We start from the raw sequence: 15,268 nt of genomic DNA, 5'->3' as shown, positions 1-15,268 counted from the left end.
ATATCCAAATTTTTTGGATATCGTGTTTGCTTTTTTACATGCTAAAATAAAGCATTCTTTTTTTTCGAGGAGTATCTAACTGATGAATGAACAACAATTTGATAAATTTTTGCATATTAATACGGTCGGTGAACAATATGGATTTCCTAAACTGGCTCACTACCATCGCTACGAGCCAACGCCCTATACTGGCTTAGAACAATTATTTTCCCAATATGAGATGCCGAAAAATCCAGTTTTTATTGATATGGGCTGTGGGAAAGGCAGGGTTCCTATTTATATTCATCATAAATTTCACATTCCGACAATTGGAGTTGAAATGGACGCAGGTTTTTATAAAGAGGCAGAGCATAACAAGGAAAGTTATTGCCGAAAAAAGGGCTCACAAGCGAACATTTCTTTTGTTCATACAATTGCGGAAAACTATAACATACAGCCACATGATAATGTTTTTTTCTTTTTTAATCCATTTTCCATTAATATATTCCGTACGGTTATTCATAATATATGGAAGTCTTATGAGCAACAGATGCGCGAAATCCATATTATTTTATATTATCCACCATACGATTATTTGCAGTTTTTACATCATGGTACCCCTTTTGAATTGATACATGAGGTGCATCTAGAACATGAAACAAATATAAATGAACGCCTTTGCGTGTTTGCAATAAAGTAATTTCCGTGCAAGAAGCTCCCTTTCCACAGGCACGGCTCCAACTAATTTTTGTGGCGGACGCTTTTTCCGCTCGTGTTATTCCTACAGGAGTGTTGCGCTTTCCACTCCAATCAACTGGAACAGCCCACTGGCAGCAAAGTTTGCTCCTAGTATAGTAAAAATATGTTTATTGTTTATTTTTATTCAATCTAATTCGATGCTTAGAGCACGGGTAGCTCTAAGCTTTTTTTATAGCGTTGTATCGTTCTAATGCACGGGCTCGTGCTGTTTTATGATCTACGATTGGCAATGGATAGGTAACACCTAATGTGATTCCGGCTTGTTCCAAGATGGCCGTTGGTGCTGTTTGTGGCGCGTGTATATACTTTGCAGGGAGAAGTGCTAATTCAGGCACCCATTTTTTTATATAAGCACCATCTGCATCAAATTTCTCTCCTTGTAACGAAGGGTTGAAGATACGAAAATAAGGAGCAGAGTCGATACCCGTACCGCTTACCCATTGCCAACCCATAGCATTATTTGCTGCATTAAAGTCGACAAGCGTATGCTCAAACCATGCATAACCTTCTTGCCAAGGTTGTAATAAGTGTTTCACTAGAAAAGATGCAACAACCATTCTTACACGGTTATGCATATAGCCGGTTTCCCAAAGCTCACGCATCCCTGCATCAACAAGAGGATACCCAGTTTGTCCAGTTTTCCATGCTTCAAGACGAATGGAATGAGGCTCCCACTCAAAATGTTGAAAATTACTGCGTAATGAATCGGTAGAAAATGTAGGATAGTTCAATAGTTGATAAATCGAAAACTCTCGCCATATAAGTTGTCTTAAAAAGCTTTCTATCTGCTGACTAAATATTGTGTTGTCCTCATCATCTATTAGCTCTTGGCATGTTGCCCAAAGAAAGCGAATGCTAATGTTACCCACTGCAAGAAATGGCGACATTTTAGAAATGGTTTCTTTGGCAGGGTAATCTCGCTTATCTTGGTAGTCAAATAACCCTTGTTCTACGAAAAGTTCCCACTGCTCCATTGCCCCATCTATCCCAGGGTTCCAATAATGGTGAAACTTGTGATACCAATTACCATGCAGTAATTGCAATTGCTCTAAGGCTAGAGATGATACCTTCGTTGGAAAAGCTCTAATATTAGTAGGTTGACCAAGCGGTTTACGTACGGGCTCCTGCAAACAACGCTTATAAAATGATGTAAAAATGGCATAAGGCTTGTTTTGTTGATTTTGAATGTTCGATAAGTTGAATAATGAATCACCATAGAATGCTTTTACTTCAATATTATTAGCCTGTAATATATTGGTTAGCTGCTCATCTTCATTTCGTTCAGTTGGAAGAAAACGCTCGTTAAAATATACAGCGTTCGCTTCAGTATCTACAGCTAACTGTAGTACTTCTGAAATGACTTCACCCTTTCGTAAAATCAGTTGCATGTCATAGTCATCAAGTGTCGCTTGTAGATTCTGAAGTGAATAGTACGTCCAAAAACTTTGAGCGGTATTGCACATTGAAAATTGCTCATTATGAATATAAACCGGTAAAATGACCCCTGATTTAGCTGCATGCCAGAGCGCGGGGTGATCATCTAGTCGTAAATCATTACGAAATAGTACAATTATTTTTTTATTCATTTTGAATCATCCTTTTATAGTTTAAAAATATACGTTAGTACAATAAGTCGTTGGATTAAAGCAAGGAGGACATTATGAAAACACTATTCAATCGTCAAGTAATGATAGCATCCTTAGTTGCGGGTTGCTTATTTGGTATTTTCTTTAAAGTTGTTGAAAATCTAACAGGAAGCCGCGTTTATACATTACTATTAAATGTCGATTATATACCGATTTTAAAAAATTATCGATTTCCAGAGGTGATTGAATTTTCCTTTCATCTCGTGATTTCGTGGTTCATAACAGCCATATTATATACCCTTCGTAATAAGTATAAGTGGAATAATGGTACGTTAATCAGAAATAGTATCGTACTTCAAATGATTATAGGATGTATGTTGTTTCCTACAACAACCTTCTCAACACGAACACCTAACTTTACAGATTTCTACGCATTTAGTTGGTGGCTTGCAGGCCATATTTTGTATGGAGTATTGGTAGGGGTTCTTTTGAAAAAAAGATAAGCAGTTAAACTATAAAAGGAAAGCAATTTTTGCAAAATGGACATTATTTTTCTAACGTCGAAAAAAATAGGATAAGAGGTTTCTGCTAATTTATACCAATAATTGATAGATAATTCACAAATAACTAATTATACTGAAAAATCACTCTAGACTAAATATAAAGAATGTTTTACAATGTAAAAGGCTTAATTGAATATTATCTAGCTTCAAAATTAGATAGTTATAAATAATTATTTTTGCTATTGAGGATTAGCCGTAGATTGTTTATAATTATCAGAAATATCTAACATTTGAGAATTTTCAGGGGGAATTAAATTATGAAAGAGAACAACAAGCTTAAAAAGTTCGGTTCACTTCTAGTCGCTTCTTCACTTCTTGCAGGCGTACTGGCAGGTTGCGGTGCTGGAGATAGTGATACAAGTTCGGGAGGCGGCTCATCATCAGGCGGCTCAAAAGATGGCGATACAATTAAAATCGGTGCAAACTTGGAGCTTTCAGGTAACGTAGCTTCTTACGGTTCTTCAATCGGATTAGGTGCAGAGTTAGCTGTTAAAGAAATTAACGATGCAGGCGGTATTGATGGCAAGAAGATTGAGCTTATTAAAGTAGATAACAAATCAGAAAACTCAGAGGCAACAGCAGCTGCTATTAAACTAGCGACGCAAGATAAAGTAGTAGCGATGATGTCTCCAGCAACTTCTGGTAACACCATTGCAACAGTTCAAATTGCGAATGATAACAAAATTCCTTTAGTTGGTGCAGCTGCTACAGCACCAAACGTAACAGTAAATGATGACGGTAGCGTTAATGAATATGCGTTCCGTACATGCTTTATTGACCCATTCCAAGGGATTGTCGCAGCAAACTTTGCAACGGGTGAGCTGAAAGCGAAAAACGTAGCCATTTTTGCTGATAACGCTTCTGACTATGCAAAAGGATTAGCAAAGTCATTTAAAGATACGATTGCTGAAAATGGCGGAAAAGTTGTGAAAGAAGAAGCTTATGTTGCGAAAGATACAGATTTCCGTACGCAATTAACAAACATCAAATCATCAAATCCTGACTTCATCTTTATCCCTGGATATTATGAAGAAGTGGGTCTAATTGTTAAACAAGCGCGTGAAATGGGCATTACAGTGCCACTTATGGGAGCAGATGGTTGGGATTCTCCAACTTTAGTTGAGTTAGCGGGCGCAGATGCACTGAATAATACGTACATCACAAACCACTATTCTGCAGAAGACCCAGATCAAAAAATTCAAGACTTTGTAAAAGCATTTAAAGCTGCCAATGGCGATAAAGCACCAGATGCATTTAACGCACTTGGCTATGATACGGTTTATTACATTGCAGATGCAATTAAACGTGCAGGGTCTACTGACGGTGAAGCAATTAAAAAGGCATTAGCTGAAACAAAGGATCTTTCTTTAGTAACAGGTACTTTCTCAGTTGACGAAAACCATAACCCAATTAAAACAGCAACAGTTCTTGAATTTAAAGACGGTAAACAAGTGTTCAACTCTAAAGTAAATCCTTAATTTTTAAGCAAGGGGGAGGCGGGCAACCTGCCTTCTCTTTTATTTTTTCATAGACAACTAGACTAATAAAAAAAGCATAGATTCTAGCATAAGGAATCGGAAATACTTTTTATGAGGGACACGAGTTTTTCTGCATTCACTTTCACTATGTAGAAATAGGTCCCATTTTTGCATGCTTTTAAAAAATAATAAAGGAGTGAACGCTCATGGAATGGATACAACAGCTTGTGAATGGTATTTCACTAGGTAGTATCTACGCGTTAATAGCGTTAGGGTATACGATGGTATACGGTATTATTAAGCTCATTAACTTCGCCCACGGTGATGTTTTCATGATTGGGGCATTTATTGGCTTTTACGCAATTGCTAAATGGGAGCTGGGCTTCTTACCAGCATTATTATTAGCGATGGCAGTTTGCGCAATTTTTGGTGTGTTAATAGAACGTATAGCATATAAACGGTTACGAAATGCGACGCGTATTGCTGCTTTAATTACAGCAATCGGGGTGTCGCTATTAATCGAATATACGACAATTTTCTTCAGAGGGGCACAGCCTGCAGCATATCCTGAAGTCATTAAAAATACAACATTTGATGTCTTCGGGGTTCAAATTAGTAGTACATCTATTTTAATTTTATCTGTCTCTATCGTACTGATGATTCTTTTACAATTCATCGTACATAAAACAAAAATTGGCAAGGCAATGCGCGCAGTTTCACATGATGCAGATGCGGCACGCCTAATGGGAATTAATGTAGATAATACCATTTCAGCAACATTTGCTATAGGTTCGGCATTAGCTGGAGCTGCGGGTGTAATCTTCGGTGTGTATTATACGAAAATTGACCCGTTAATGGGTGTTATTCCAGGGGTTAAAGCGTTCATCGCCGCGGTTCTTGGTGGTATTGGTATTATTCCAGGGGCAATGGTTGGCGGTATGCTACTAGGTGTCGTGGAATCATTTGTAAGTGCACTTGGATTCTCTTTATGGCGCGATGCAGTAGCATTTGTCATTTTAATTTTAATCTTGATTTTCAGACCATCGGGTATCTTCGGTAAAAACGCCCGCGAGAAAGTGTAGGTGAGCGGTAATGATGAAGAAGTCTAAAGTTTTCTGGGGCTATGCAGTATTAGCGCTAGTCATCTATGTGGTTGTTCAGGCACTAATTACAACAGAAGTAATTGACTTGTACTATAAAAATATGTTAATCACCATGTGCATTAACATCATGCTAGCTGTCAGCTTGCACATCGTTATCGGGGTTACGGGGCAATTCTCTATTGGACATGCCGGTTTCCTTGCAGTTGGTGCTTATATTTCAGCTATTATTACAACAAAGCTAATGCTGCCGTTCCCATTAGCTATTTTCCTAGGGGCGCTTGCAGCAGCAGTAGCTGGATTAATCGTAGGTATTCCAACGCTACGTTTAAAAGGAGATTATTTAGCAATTGCAACACTTGGCTTTGCTGAGATTATTCGTATTGTCTTTTTAAATACGGATTACGTCGGTGGGGCAGCGGGGATGCAAGTGAAATATTTATCGAATTGGACATATGCATTCGTAGGAGTGGTATTGACGATTTTAGTTATTTCTAACTTTACAAATTCTCGCCATGGACGTGCTTGTATTTCGATTCGAGAAGATGAAATCGCTGCGGATGCCATGGGTATTAATACAACTTACTATAAAGTTGTAGCATTCGCGATTGGCTCTTTCTTTGCCGGTCTTGCAGGGGCTATTTTTGCACATAACTTCTACATTATTCAACCGACTACGTTCGGTTTCTTAAAATCATTTGATATATTAATTTACGTTGTGCTTGGAGGCTTAGGAAGTCTGTCAGGTTCTGTTATTGCAGCAGTATTTTTAACGTTGATTTCAACATACTTAGCGAACTTCCCAGAAACACGAATGATTATTTACAGCTTAGTATTAATCATTGTTATGCTATACCGTCCAACCGGTTTAATGGGGACAAAGGAAATTACGCACTTATTTAAGTTTGGTAAAAAAGGAGGTACAAAATAATGACTGGAAACCTTCTTATCAAAGTAGAGAACATGGGTATTCAATTCGGTGGTTTAAAGGCGGTACAGGGCGTTAATATGTACCTAAATCAAGGTGAATTAGTAGGGCTTATCGGGCCAAATGGTGCAGGTAAAACAACAAGTTTTAATATGCTAACAGGTGTGTATACGCCGACTGAAGGAACGATTACATTTAACGGATTAAAGTTAAATGGCCTTGCACCCTATCAAGTAACGCAAAAAGGTATTAGCCGTACGTTCCAAAATATTCGTCTCTTTAAAGAACTATCTGTATTAGATAATGTAAAAGTAGCGAACCATTCTTTAGCAAAACACTCTATGTGGTCATCTATTTTCCGTTTGCCAAGTCACTTTAAAGGTGAAGCGGCAATGGAACAGCAATCAACGGAATTCTTAAAAATATTTGGTTTAGATATTTATAAGAATGAGTTAGCCAAAAACCTTCCGTATGGTATGCAGCGTCGTCTGGAGATTGCACGTGCATTAGCGGCAAATCCAAAGCTATTGTTACTCGATGAACCAGCGGCAGGGATGAATCCACAAGAAACACACGACTTAATGGAACTAATTGCGTTTATCCGTAAAGAGTTTGGATTAACGATTCTACTAATTGAGCACGATATGAGCTTAGTAATGGGGATATGTGAACGAATTTACGTCCTCGACCACGGGCAATTAATCGCTGATGGGACACCAGAAGAAATTCGCAACAATCCAAAGGTCATTGAAGCGTACCTTGGTGAGGAGGTTATCAGCTAATGCTAAAAGTACAAAATATTGATGTATTCTATGGAAATATTCAAGCATTGAAAGGCGTCTCTTTAGAAGTTAACGAAGGGGAAATTGTCACATTAATCGGTGCCAATGGTGCTGGTAAAAGTACATTGTTAAAAACCTTGTCAGGCTTATTAAAACCTAAAGGGGGCATCCTTGAATATGAGGGTTTCTCGATTGCAGGTAAGGCTGCACAAACCATTGTAAAATCAGGTATTTCACACGTGCCTGAAGGTCGCCGTGTATTCGCTAATATGTCAGTAGAGGAAAACCTTGAGCTTGGCGCATACTTGCGTAACGATAAGGCTGGCATAAAGAAAGATATGGATCATGTCTTTGAGTTATTCCCGCGTCTACTGGAGCGTCGTAAACAGCAATCTGGCACATTATCTGGTGGTGAGCAACAAATGTTGGCGATGGGTCGTGCATTAATGGCAAAACCAAAGTTGTTGTTAATGGATGAGCCTTCAATGGGGCTTGCACCACTTATGGTAAAAAATATCTTCAATATTATTGAACAAGTGAATAAAGAAGGTACAACGGTATTGCTGGTAGAGCAGAATGCCAATATGGCATTATCGGTAGCTGACCGCGCATATGTACTTGAAACAGGACGCATTGTATTATCAGGTACAGCGAAAGAGCTACAAGAAAGTGAACAAGTAAAAGCGGCATATTTAGGTGGTATGTAATCGGAAGGGGTGTCTCGGAATTGATTCGAGATACCCTTTTTCATGTTGTAGAACGACGATAATAGATGGAAGTAGCGCGAAACCTTTCTTTTTTGGTAAGGTGAGAAAAAGGAGTGAGGTTAGCATGCACTATTCAGCACAATATTTTATAGAAAAATTAGCATTGGCACAACATCCTGAGGGCGGATACTATATTTCTACGTTTAAATCGACAGAGGAAATAGCTGTAAGAGATGTAGAACGACCGATTTATACAAGCATTTATTTTTTATTACGTTCGCAAGATATCTCTCATTTACATCGGTTAAAGTCAGATGAGCTTTGGTATTATCATGCAGGTAGCCCATTAACGGTTCATATGATTTTCCCTGATGGTACATATGAGGCGAAAAAATTAGGTTTAAATATAGAAGCGGGTGAGGTGCCACAGGTGGCGGTGCCGAAAAATACGATTTTCGGTTCGTCTGTTGAGGATGCCAATACATTTAGTTTAGTAGGCTGCATGGTAGCACCAGGTTTTGATTTTGAGGACTTTGAGCTATTTACACAAGATGAGCTTTTAGCTGATTATCCGCAACATGAAGCGGTTATTCGTAAAATGGCTTACGAGACGATTAAATAGTCACAAAGAGTTTAGCAAAGAGCACTAGGTACACCGCAGAAAGCTACTGCACAGTAATTAGTGGCTGGGACATAACTAAAAAAATTTAAGGAACAGAGGAAAGGTGTTCATACATTTTTGCTTTATGAAGAACTTATCTATTCTTGCTTTTGCAATAAATAAAACATTAGAAGGGTTCACTAGTTGTTGGTAGCGGAGGAGGTGACTCCTGCGGCAGCACACATCGTAAGACGCTTGCATTCCGCGCGTTAGCGAGGGTTGCGGCTTACGTGTGTGACCGCGGAAAGTACCGTCGAAGCCAACAACAACGGTGAGCAAAAAAGGTGTTAGATTGACTGCCATCAATCTAACACCTTTTCTCTTTTGTCCTAGATTACCATAAAATTTCTTCAGGGTAACTTGCATTGATTGGAATTTCATGTAGTGCTTTTTTTGTCGTACTGGCAACTTCGATTAATTGCGATTTAAGTGCAACGTATTCCTCATCCTCTAACATTAAACGAAGTGCAAAGGAGGCTAAATGCGCTTTGCGTGTTTGCGTATTTAAATCTATGTATTCTAAATTTAGTACATCTACATACTGCGTAGCATAGCGGAAGGTTAAAGGGCTCTTAGAATGAATCATCCTTAAAAATACTAAAAATTCATCTTCCGTAAGCTCTTGCTCCAGACAGTCAGCAACCGCTGCTTGGAATTTACGAATCGTTGCCACATCACCATTCCAATCGGAAGAATCAATCAATTCCTGATGTAAGCGAATGAAATCATTTAAAGCAATCGCTGTAAAAAGAAGCTCCGGCCACAGTACCTCTGTCCCGTAGTAGACATTTTTAGTTGGAAAAATCGTTTCATGTCGAGAAAGTATACTTTTGTTCAGTCCATTACTGACAAATTCAAGCTGATGCTCACCTTGCATTGCTTGATGGAGATTACGGCAAATACCAAGAATGCGAAGTCGCGCACCTTGGTAATCATAGTATTTGTTTTCATCTCCAGTTACTTGATAAATCGCTTGAATAAGGGCATCTAAATCCCAAAAGTCACCGCTTATTCGTACACCCGTAAGTTGTTCAGTACTTTGAATAGAAAGCATCTTTCCAATCCTCCCAATTGCTTTATTTTACTGTGTAATGAAGTAGTTTAAATAATTCTGCTCGCTCTTTATCAGTTAAATCGCGCCATTGACCAACCTTTAAATTGCCAAGCTTAATATTCATAATGCGTATGCGCTGTAATCGTTTAACGGAATACCCTAATGCTGAACACATACGGCGTATTTGGCGATTTAAGCCTTGCTCTAAAATAATTTTAAACACTTTATCTGAAATTTTTTCAACGTAGCAAGGTAATGTCGTTGTATCTAAAATATCAACGCCAGCAGCCATCTTTTTAATAAATTGTTCTGTTATCGGCTTATCAACTTGTACGATGTATTCTTTTTCATGGTGGTTTTCTGCACGTAGAATTTTATTTACAATATCGCCATCATTGGTCATTAATAATAATCCTTCAGATTCCTTATCCAGTCGACCAATATGGAAAATGCGTAGAGGATGATTGATAAAATCAACGACATTTCCTTTGATATGACGCTCTGTTGTACTTGTAATACCAACTGGTTTGTTTAAGGCAATATAAACTAGTTGCTCTTCTTTTTTTACCTCTTTGCCATCCACACAAACAATATCGCCCGCTTCTACTTGGCTGCCCACAGTAGCAAGTACGCCATTGATTGTTACTTTACCTTCTTCGACCCATTTATCAGCACCACGACGAGACACGATGCCCGCTTCACTTAAATATTTGTTAATTCTCATATAGTTCTCCTAAACATTTTATCGTAGCTTAAGTATACCCTATCGTTGTTTATAGCGTGAATTCTAGAAGCTTTTCTACTAAAAATAAATATTACAAAATTTTAATTTAAAAAGTTGAAATAATCATGCATTTCTGACAATATAGTGGGTAAGAAGGTTTCTATGAAAATATCGTTATTTCGATATATAATTACGATTTTTCTAGATATTTTCTATTATTTTGTGTAAAGGGGAGAAGTAAAATGGTTTATGCATTTCCAAACACTGAAGGATCGGTAGTTCAATTCAAAGAAAGATACGATAATTACATTGGTGGAGAATGGACACCCCCAGTGAAAGGTCAATACTTCGATAATGTCACTCCTGTTACTGGACAAGTTTTTACACAAGCAGCGCGTTCCTCTGCTGAGGATATTGAACTTGCACTTGATGCAGCACATGCCGCAAAAGATGCATGGGGACAAACATCCGCTACAGAGCGTGCTAACATTTTACTTAAAATTGCGGACCGTATTGAACAAAACTTAGAAAAGTTAGCTGTTGCCGAAACATGGGATAACGGTAAGGCAGTACGGGAAACGTTAAATGCAGATATCCCTTTAGCCATTGATCATTTCCGTTATTTTGCTGGTGCATTACGTGCACAAGAAGGCGCACTAAGTCAAATTGATAATGATACGGTTGCTTACCATTTCCATGAGCCAATTGGGGTAGTGGGTCAAATCATTCCTTGGAACTTCCCAATATTAATGGCTGTATGGAAACTAGCTCCTGCCCTTGCTGCTGGCAACTGTGTTGTGTTAAAGCCAGCAGAGCAAACACCAGTATCTATTATGGTATTAGTAGAGTTGATTGGTGATTTATTGCCACCAGGCGTACTAAACGTGGTGAACGGATTCGGTTTAGAAGCAGGAAAACCACTTGCATCTAACCCTCGTATTGGCAAAATTGCCTTTACAGGTGAAACGACAACAGGTCGTTTAATTATGCAATATGCTTCTCAAAACCTTATTCCAGTTACGTTAGAATTGGGCGGAAAGTCTCCAAATATTTTCTTCGAAGATATTATGGATGAAGATGATGCCTTTTTAGATAAAGCGGTAGAGGGCTTTGTATTGTTTGCCCTGAACCAAGGTGAAGTTTGTACATGCCCTTCACGCGCATTAATTCAAGAATCGATTTATGACAAGTTCATGGAGCGTGTATTACAACGTGTTGAAGCGATTCAAGTTGGGAATCCGTTAGATCCAAATACAATGATGGGTGCACAGGCTTCAAGTGAGCAAATGGAAAAAATTCTGTCTTACTTAGATATTGGTAAACAAGAAGGTGCACAATGTCTAATTGGAGGCGAGAAAAATAATGTAGGGGCAGGCTTTGAAAATGGCTACTACGTTAAACCAACTGTCTTCAAAGGGCACAATAAGATGCGTATCTTCCAAGAAGAAATTTTTGGCCCAGTTGTTGCAGTGACAACATTTAAAACAAAAGAAGAGGCATTGGAAATTGCCAATGATACATTGTATGGATTAGGTTCGGGCATTTGGACACGTGATATGAATACAGCTTATCGTTTTGGACGTGGTATTCAAGCGGGGCGTGTTTGGACAAACTGCTACCATGCATATCCTGCACATGCAGCGTTCGGTGGCTATAAAATGTCAGGAATCGGTCGTGAGACACATAAGATGATGCTATCGCATTATCAACAAACGAAAAACTTATTAGTAAGCTATAACGAAAACAAACTTGGTTTCTTCTAATTAGTAAGGAGGTGCTAACGCGTGGTTGAACGTGTTTTAGCAACAGAAGAAGCGCTGGCACTAATCGAATTATTGAAGGAAAAGCATGGACCGGTTATGTTTCATCAATCAGGGGGATGCTGCGATGGCTCCTCTCCGATGTGTTATCCTGACGGTGACTTAATATTAGGTGAGCAGGATATATGTTTAGGTAAGGTAGGGGGCACACCATTTTATATGCACAAAAACCAATATGATTATTGGAAGCATACACAAATTATTTTAGACGTAGTTGACGGCAGAGGCGGTATGTTCTCTCTTGAAGGCGTAGAAGGTAAGCGGTTTTTAACAAGGTCTAGAGCTTTTTCGACAGAAGAGTTAAAAGAGCTAGGTTTAATCGAATAGTTAGGGACAGCGGCAAAAGCATTTTTGTCGCTGTTTTTTTATGCTAATTTTTTTGGAAAAGAGTATGTAGACTTACGTTAGTTGTGGAATTTCGCAATAATAAATAAAGCTGTATTCGGTGTTGTAAAGTTTGAGTGAATAAGTATTTTTTTATGGTTCTTTCAATCATAATAAAGCCCCCCATTCATCGTGTATTATCGTTATTTAACCATATAATACCTAATTCTTACATTAATTTAAGTTTACTTTTTATGTTTTTTGTTACAAAATGATTGAATCTTTACAACAGAATATTACGTAAATAGTGAAAAGGAGTGTGCGGAAGATGGATATTGTTATAATTGAAAACCAATTTACACAAACGGTAGAGGCTGTATCGAAGGTTGCAGGAAGGGCAGTTGATCGCAAAATTATCTTAGCTATTGCCAGCACATATGTTGCAGCAGGGAAAATGTTTGATACAGAAAAGTTTAAAGCTACTATAGAAGAAATGAAGAGTCAAACATCGTGGATGTCGCCATTGCGTACATCAATAGGGTACAGCATTGCAGCCAATATGATGGAGCAAGACAATACCGAAGAGGCGGTAAAGACGTTATTAAATAATGAAAAAATATTAAAAGAAGCTCACTTTAAAAGAGGAAACTTTAGTTTTATTGGTGCTCAATTTTTAACACAAAATGAAAATGAGAAGAGGGTGCATGCACAGACGGCAAGAGCTTTATATGAAGCTATTCGCAAACATCACCGCTTTCTCACTTCCTTTGATGATATCCCATATACTGTGCTATTAAGTAGCCCGAATGACGATGTTGTTTTACGCGCAGAAACAATGAATCGTTATTATAAGGAATTACGCACGTATCAATTTAGTGTGGGAAATGAACTACAATGGTTATCCCAAATTTTAACCTTCTTATCTGCTCAATATGACAGTGACCTTATATCTACTGTTGCGACAATTCGCGATAATTTAAAGAAGCAAGGTGTCAAAGTAAAGTATATACATTATCCATTACTAGGTTTTTTAGCGATTTTTCAATTAAATTCAGGACAGCTACAGCAAATTATTGATTTGTATCATGATTTAAAGGGAATGAAATTATTGAAGTGGCATCAAGAATTTGTGTTGTTTATGGCGGTTCAAATGGCTATTTATGATATGGCTAAAGTGCAACAATCATTATCTATGGCAATTATGTCATCTATTGAATTACTAATTCAGGCACAACAGGCGGCGATGATATCCGCCATGACCGCAGCAGCAGTAGCGTCAAATTCCAGCACTTCATGATAAACTAAAGAGGAACAGAATATTCGGAGGTGTATTGAAAATGAACGAAACAAAGCTTTGGATAAATGGACAATGGCAAGAAGCGAAGGAAACCTATGAATTAACTTCGCCTTATAACGGTGAGATTATTGCAAAGGTTGCCAAGGCATCTGTTTCAGATGTTGAGCAAGCAATTGAAGGTGCCCAAAATGCTTTTCTTTCATTTAAACAAACTACTGCATACGACCGTGCCGAAATTTTATATAAAGTAGTCGACATTATGCGACGTCGAAAAGACGAATTGGCCGAAATTTTAGCACAAGAGGCGGGTAAACCTATTTCAGCAGGTTTACCTGAAATAGAACGCACGATTGCAACCTATCAGTTTGCAGCCGAAGGAGCGAAACAGGTGAAAGGGGAAACGGTACCGATGGATGCTGCGCCTGGAGCTGGCGACCGCATTGGCTGGACAAAACGTGAGCCATTAGGCGTTATTTCTGCCATTACACCGTTTAACTTTCCTTTTAATTTAGTTGCGCATAAATTGGGGCCTGCCTTTGCTGTGGGGAATACGGTCGTGTTAAAGCCCGCAACCCAAACACCGCTCAGTGCAATTGTAATGGCGGAAATATTTAAAGAAGCAGGATTACCAGATGGCGCTCTACAAATCGTTACGGGTAGTGGTGGTGAGCTAAGTGATACACTTGTGACTCATCCATTCGTGAAAAAAGTGACCTTCACTGGAAGTGGTAAGGTTGGATTAGGCATAAAAGAAAAAGTAGGCTTGCGCAAAGTAACGTTAGAGCTAGGCTCAAATGCGGCGGTGATTGTTGAGCCATCGACCCCTATTGAAAAAATTGTCGCGCGTTGTGTTAGCGGAGCATTTAGCTTTGCAGGACAAGTGTGTATTTCGCTTCAGCGTATTTATGTACATGCCTCGATTGTTGATGCTTTTACAAAAGCATTTGTAGCTCAAACGGAAAAGTTAATTGTCGGTAATCCACTCGATAAAAATACAGATGTCAGTGCCATGATTAATCCGAATGAAGTTAGTCGTATTCGTGCATGGATTGAGGAAGCGAAGGCTCAAGGTGCAGTGGTTGCTACGGGTGGAACATTTACTGAACGTACATTAACACCAACAGTAATGACAAACGTGACTGCCGATATGAAAATTGTTTGTCAGGAAACATTCGCGCCAATCGTGTCAATTGTTTCATATGAAACATTAGACGACGCAATTCGACTAGTGAATGAGTCGGAACTTGGCTTAAATGCAGGAATTTTTACGAATGTCTTGCCAGATGCATTACGTGCAGCCGATGAATTACAAGCAGGTGCTGTTATTATTAATGATATTCCAACATTCCGAATCGATAATATGCCATATGGCGGTGTGAAAATGAGTGGCTACGGTCGAGAGGGTATTAAATGGGCGATTGAAGAAATGACGGATATGAAGTTTATAACGATGAAAAAATCATTCTAAATTTGCATCCATTCTTTTTCTACGATACGATGACGAAA

The 15,268-nt window shown here is 38.6% G+C and carries 15 protein-coding genes; 12 read left to right on the top strand and 3 right to left on the bottom strand.

The genetic code is table 11. From position 1 onward, the window contains the following. Nucleotides 1–82: 82 nt before the first annotated feature. A complete protein-coding gene (locus tag I5435_RS22565; protein WP_025220862.1) occupies nucleotides 83–679 on the top strand; it encodes an SAM-dependent methyltransferase in 597 nt (198 codons plus the stop codon). 217 nt (nucleotides 680–896) lie between these two features. Here I5435_RS22565 and I5435_RS22560 read toward each other — a convergent pair whose 3' ends face one another. Then, nucleotides 897–2,324, bottom strand: a complete 1,428-nt coding sequence (locus tag I5435_RS22560; protein WP_337983009.1) for a cryptochrome/photolyase family protein — start codon at nucleotides 2,322–2,324, stop codon at nucleotides 897–899. Between the two features lie 74 nt (nucleotides 2,325–2,398). Here I5435_RS22560 and I5435_RS22555 point away from each other — a divergent pair, with 74 nt between their 5' ends. The 7 genes from I5435_RS22555 (at nucleotide 2,399) to I5435_RS22525 (ending at nucleotide 8,504) form a co-directional block, all read left to right on the top strand. Further along, nucleotides 2,399–2,827 carry a hypothetical protein gene (locus I5435_RS22555; RefSeq protein WP_024364421.1) on the top strand — a complete coding sequence of 143 codons (429 nt, stop codon included), beginning with the start codon at nucleotides 2,399–2,401 and terminating at the stop codon, nucleotides 2,825–2,827. Between the two features lie 317 nt (nucleotides 2,828–3,144). After that, nucleotides 3,145–4,365 (top strand): ABC transporter substrate-binding protein, encoded by a 1,221-nt coding sequence (locus tag I5435_RS22550; protein ID WP_024364420.1) that lies wholly within the window; start codon nucleotides 3,145–3,147, stop codon nucleotides 4,363–4,365. A gap of 206 nt (nucleotides 4,366–4,571) precedes the next feature. Further along, the gene (locus I5435_RS22545) at nucleotides 4,572–5,447 is read left to right on the top strand and encodes a branched-chain amino acid ABC transporter permease (protein ID WP_337983008.1); all 876 of its coding nucleotides are present in this window, start codon (nucleotides 4,572–4,574) and stop codon (nucleotides 5,445–5,447) included. A 13-nt stretch (nucleotides 5,448–5,460) separates the two neighbouring features. Next, a complete protein-coding gene (locus tag I5435_RS22540; RefSeq protein ID WP_024364418.1) occupies nucleotides 5,461–6,396 on the top strand; it encodes a branched-chain amino acid ABC transporter permease in 936 nt (311 codons plus the stop codon). Further along, on the top strand, nucleotides 6,396–7,175 hold the full coding sequence (locus I5435_RS22535) for an ABC transporter ATP-binding protein (RefSeq protein ID WP_024364417.1): 780 nt from the start codon (nucleotides 6,396–6,398) through the stop codon (nucleotides 7,173–7,175). The genes I5435_RS22540 and I5435_RS22535 overlap by 1 nt, the downstream gene beginning before the upstream one ends. Further along, nucleotides 7,175–7,882: an ABC transporter ATP-binding protein gene (locus I5435_RS22530; protein WP_024364416.1), complete on the top strand. Its 708-nt coding sequence runs from the start codon at nucleotides 7,175–7,177 to the stop codon at nucleotides 7,880–7,882. Before I5435_RS22535 ends, I5435_RS22530 begins: the two co-directional genes overlap by 1 nt. Before the next feature lie 124 nt (nucleotides 7,883–8,006). Beyond that, the gene (locus I5435_RS22525) at nucleotides 8,007–8,504 is read left to right on the top strand and encodes a cupin domain-containing protein (RefSeq protein ID WP_258842818.1); all 498 of its coding nucleotides are present in this window, start codon (nucleotides 8,007–8,009) and stop codon (nucleotides 8,502–8,504) included. Nucleotides 8,505–8,877: 373 nt separating this feature from the next. Here I5435_RS22525 and I5435_RS22520 read toward each other — a convergent pair whose 3' ends face one another. Together I5435_RS22520 and rluF are read right to left on the bottom strand one after the other, a co-directional pair. After that, nucleotides 8,878–9,597, bottom strand: a complete 720-nt coding sequence (locus tag I5435_RS22520; protein WP_025220855.1) for a DUF6904 family protein — start codon at nucleotides 9,595–9,597, stop codon at nucleotides 8,878–8,880. 22 nt (nucleotides 9,598–9,619) lie between these two features. Continuing rightward, nucleotides 9,620–10,321: a 23S rRNA pseudouridine(2604) synthase RluF gene (gene rluF / locus I5435_RS22515; protein ID WP_069514256.1), complete on the bottom strand. Its 702-nt coding sequence runs from the start codon at nucleotides 10,319–10,321 to the stop codon at nucleotides 9,620–9,622. Nucleotides 10,322–10,563: 242 nt separating this feature from the next. Between rluF and adh the strand changes: the two genes are divergently transcribed. From adh to I5435_RS22495, 4 genes are all read left to right on the top strand, one after another. Then, on the top strand, nucleotides 10,564–12,084 hold the full coding sequence (gene adh, locus I5435_RS22510; RefSeq protein ID WP_024364412.1) for an aldehyde dehydrogenase: 1,521 nt from the start codon (nucleotides 10,564–10,566) through the stop codon (nucleotides 12,082–12,084). 21 nt (nucleotides 12,085–12,105) lie between these two features. After that, complete coding sequence (locus tag I5435_RS22505; protein ID WP_024364411.1) at nucleotides 12,106–12,468, top strand: DUF779 domain-containing protein; 363 nt, start codon at nucleotides 12,106–12,108, stop codon at nucleotides 12,466–12,468. Nucleotides 12,469–12,793: 325 nt separating this feature from the next. Beyond that, a complete protein-coding gene (locus tag I5435_RS22500) occupies nucleotides 12,794–13,762 on the top strand; it encodes a DUF4003 family protein (protein WP_337983007.1) in 969 nt (322 codons plus the stop codon). Between the two features lie 40 nt (nucleotides 13,763–13,802). Further along, a complete protein-coding gene (locus I5435_RS22495) occupies nucleotides 13,803–15,230 on the top strand; it encodes an aldehyde dehydrogenase family protein (RefSeq protein ID WP_337983006.1) in 1,428 nt (475 codons plus the stop codon). Nucleotides 15,231–15,268 lie beyond the last annotated feature (38 nt).

Origin of the sequence: Lysinibacillus sp. C5.1, assembly GCF_016350185.1 — a bacterium.
Lineage (GTDB): Bacteria > Bacillota > Bacilli > Bacillales_A > Planococcaceae > Lysinibacillus > Lysinibacillus sphaericus.
The sequence above is the reverse complement of the archived record's forward strand: the minus strand, read 5'-3'. Positions and strand labels throughout refer to the sequence as shown.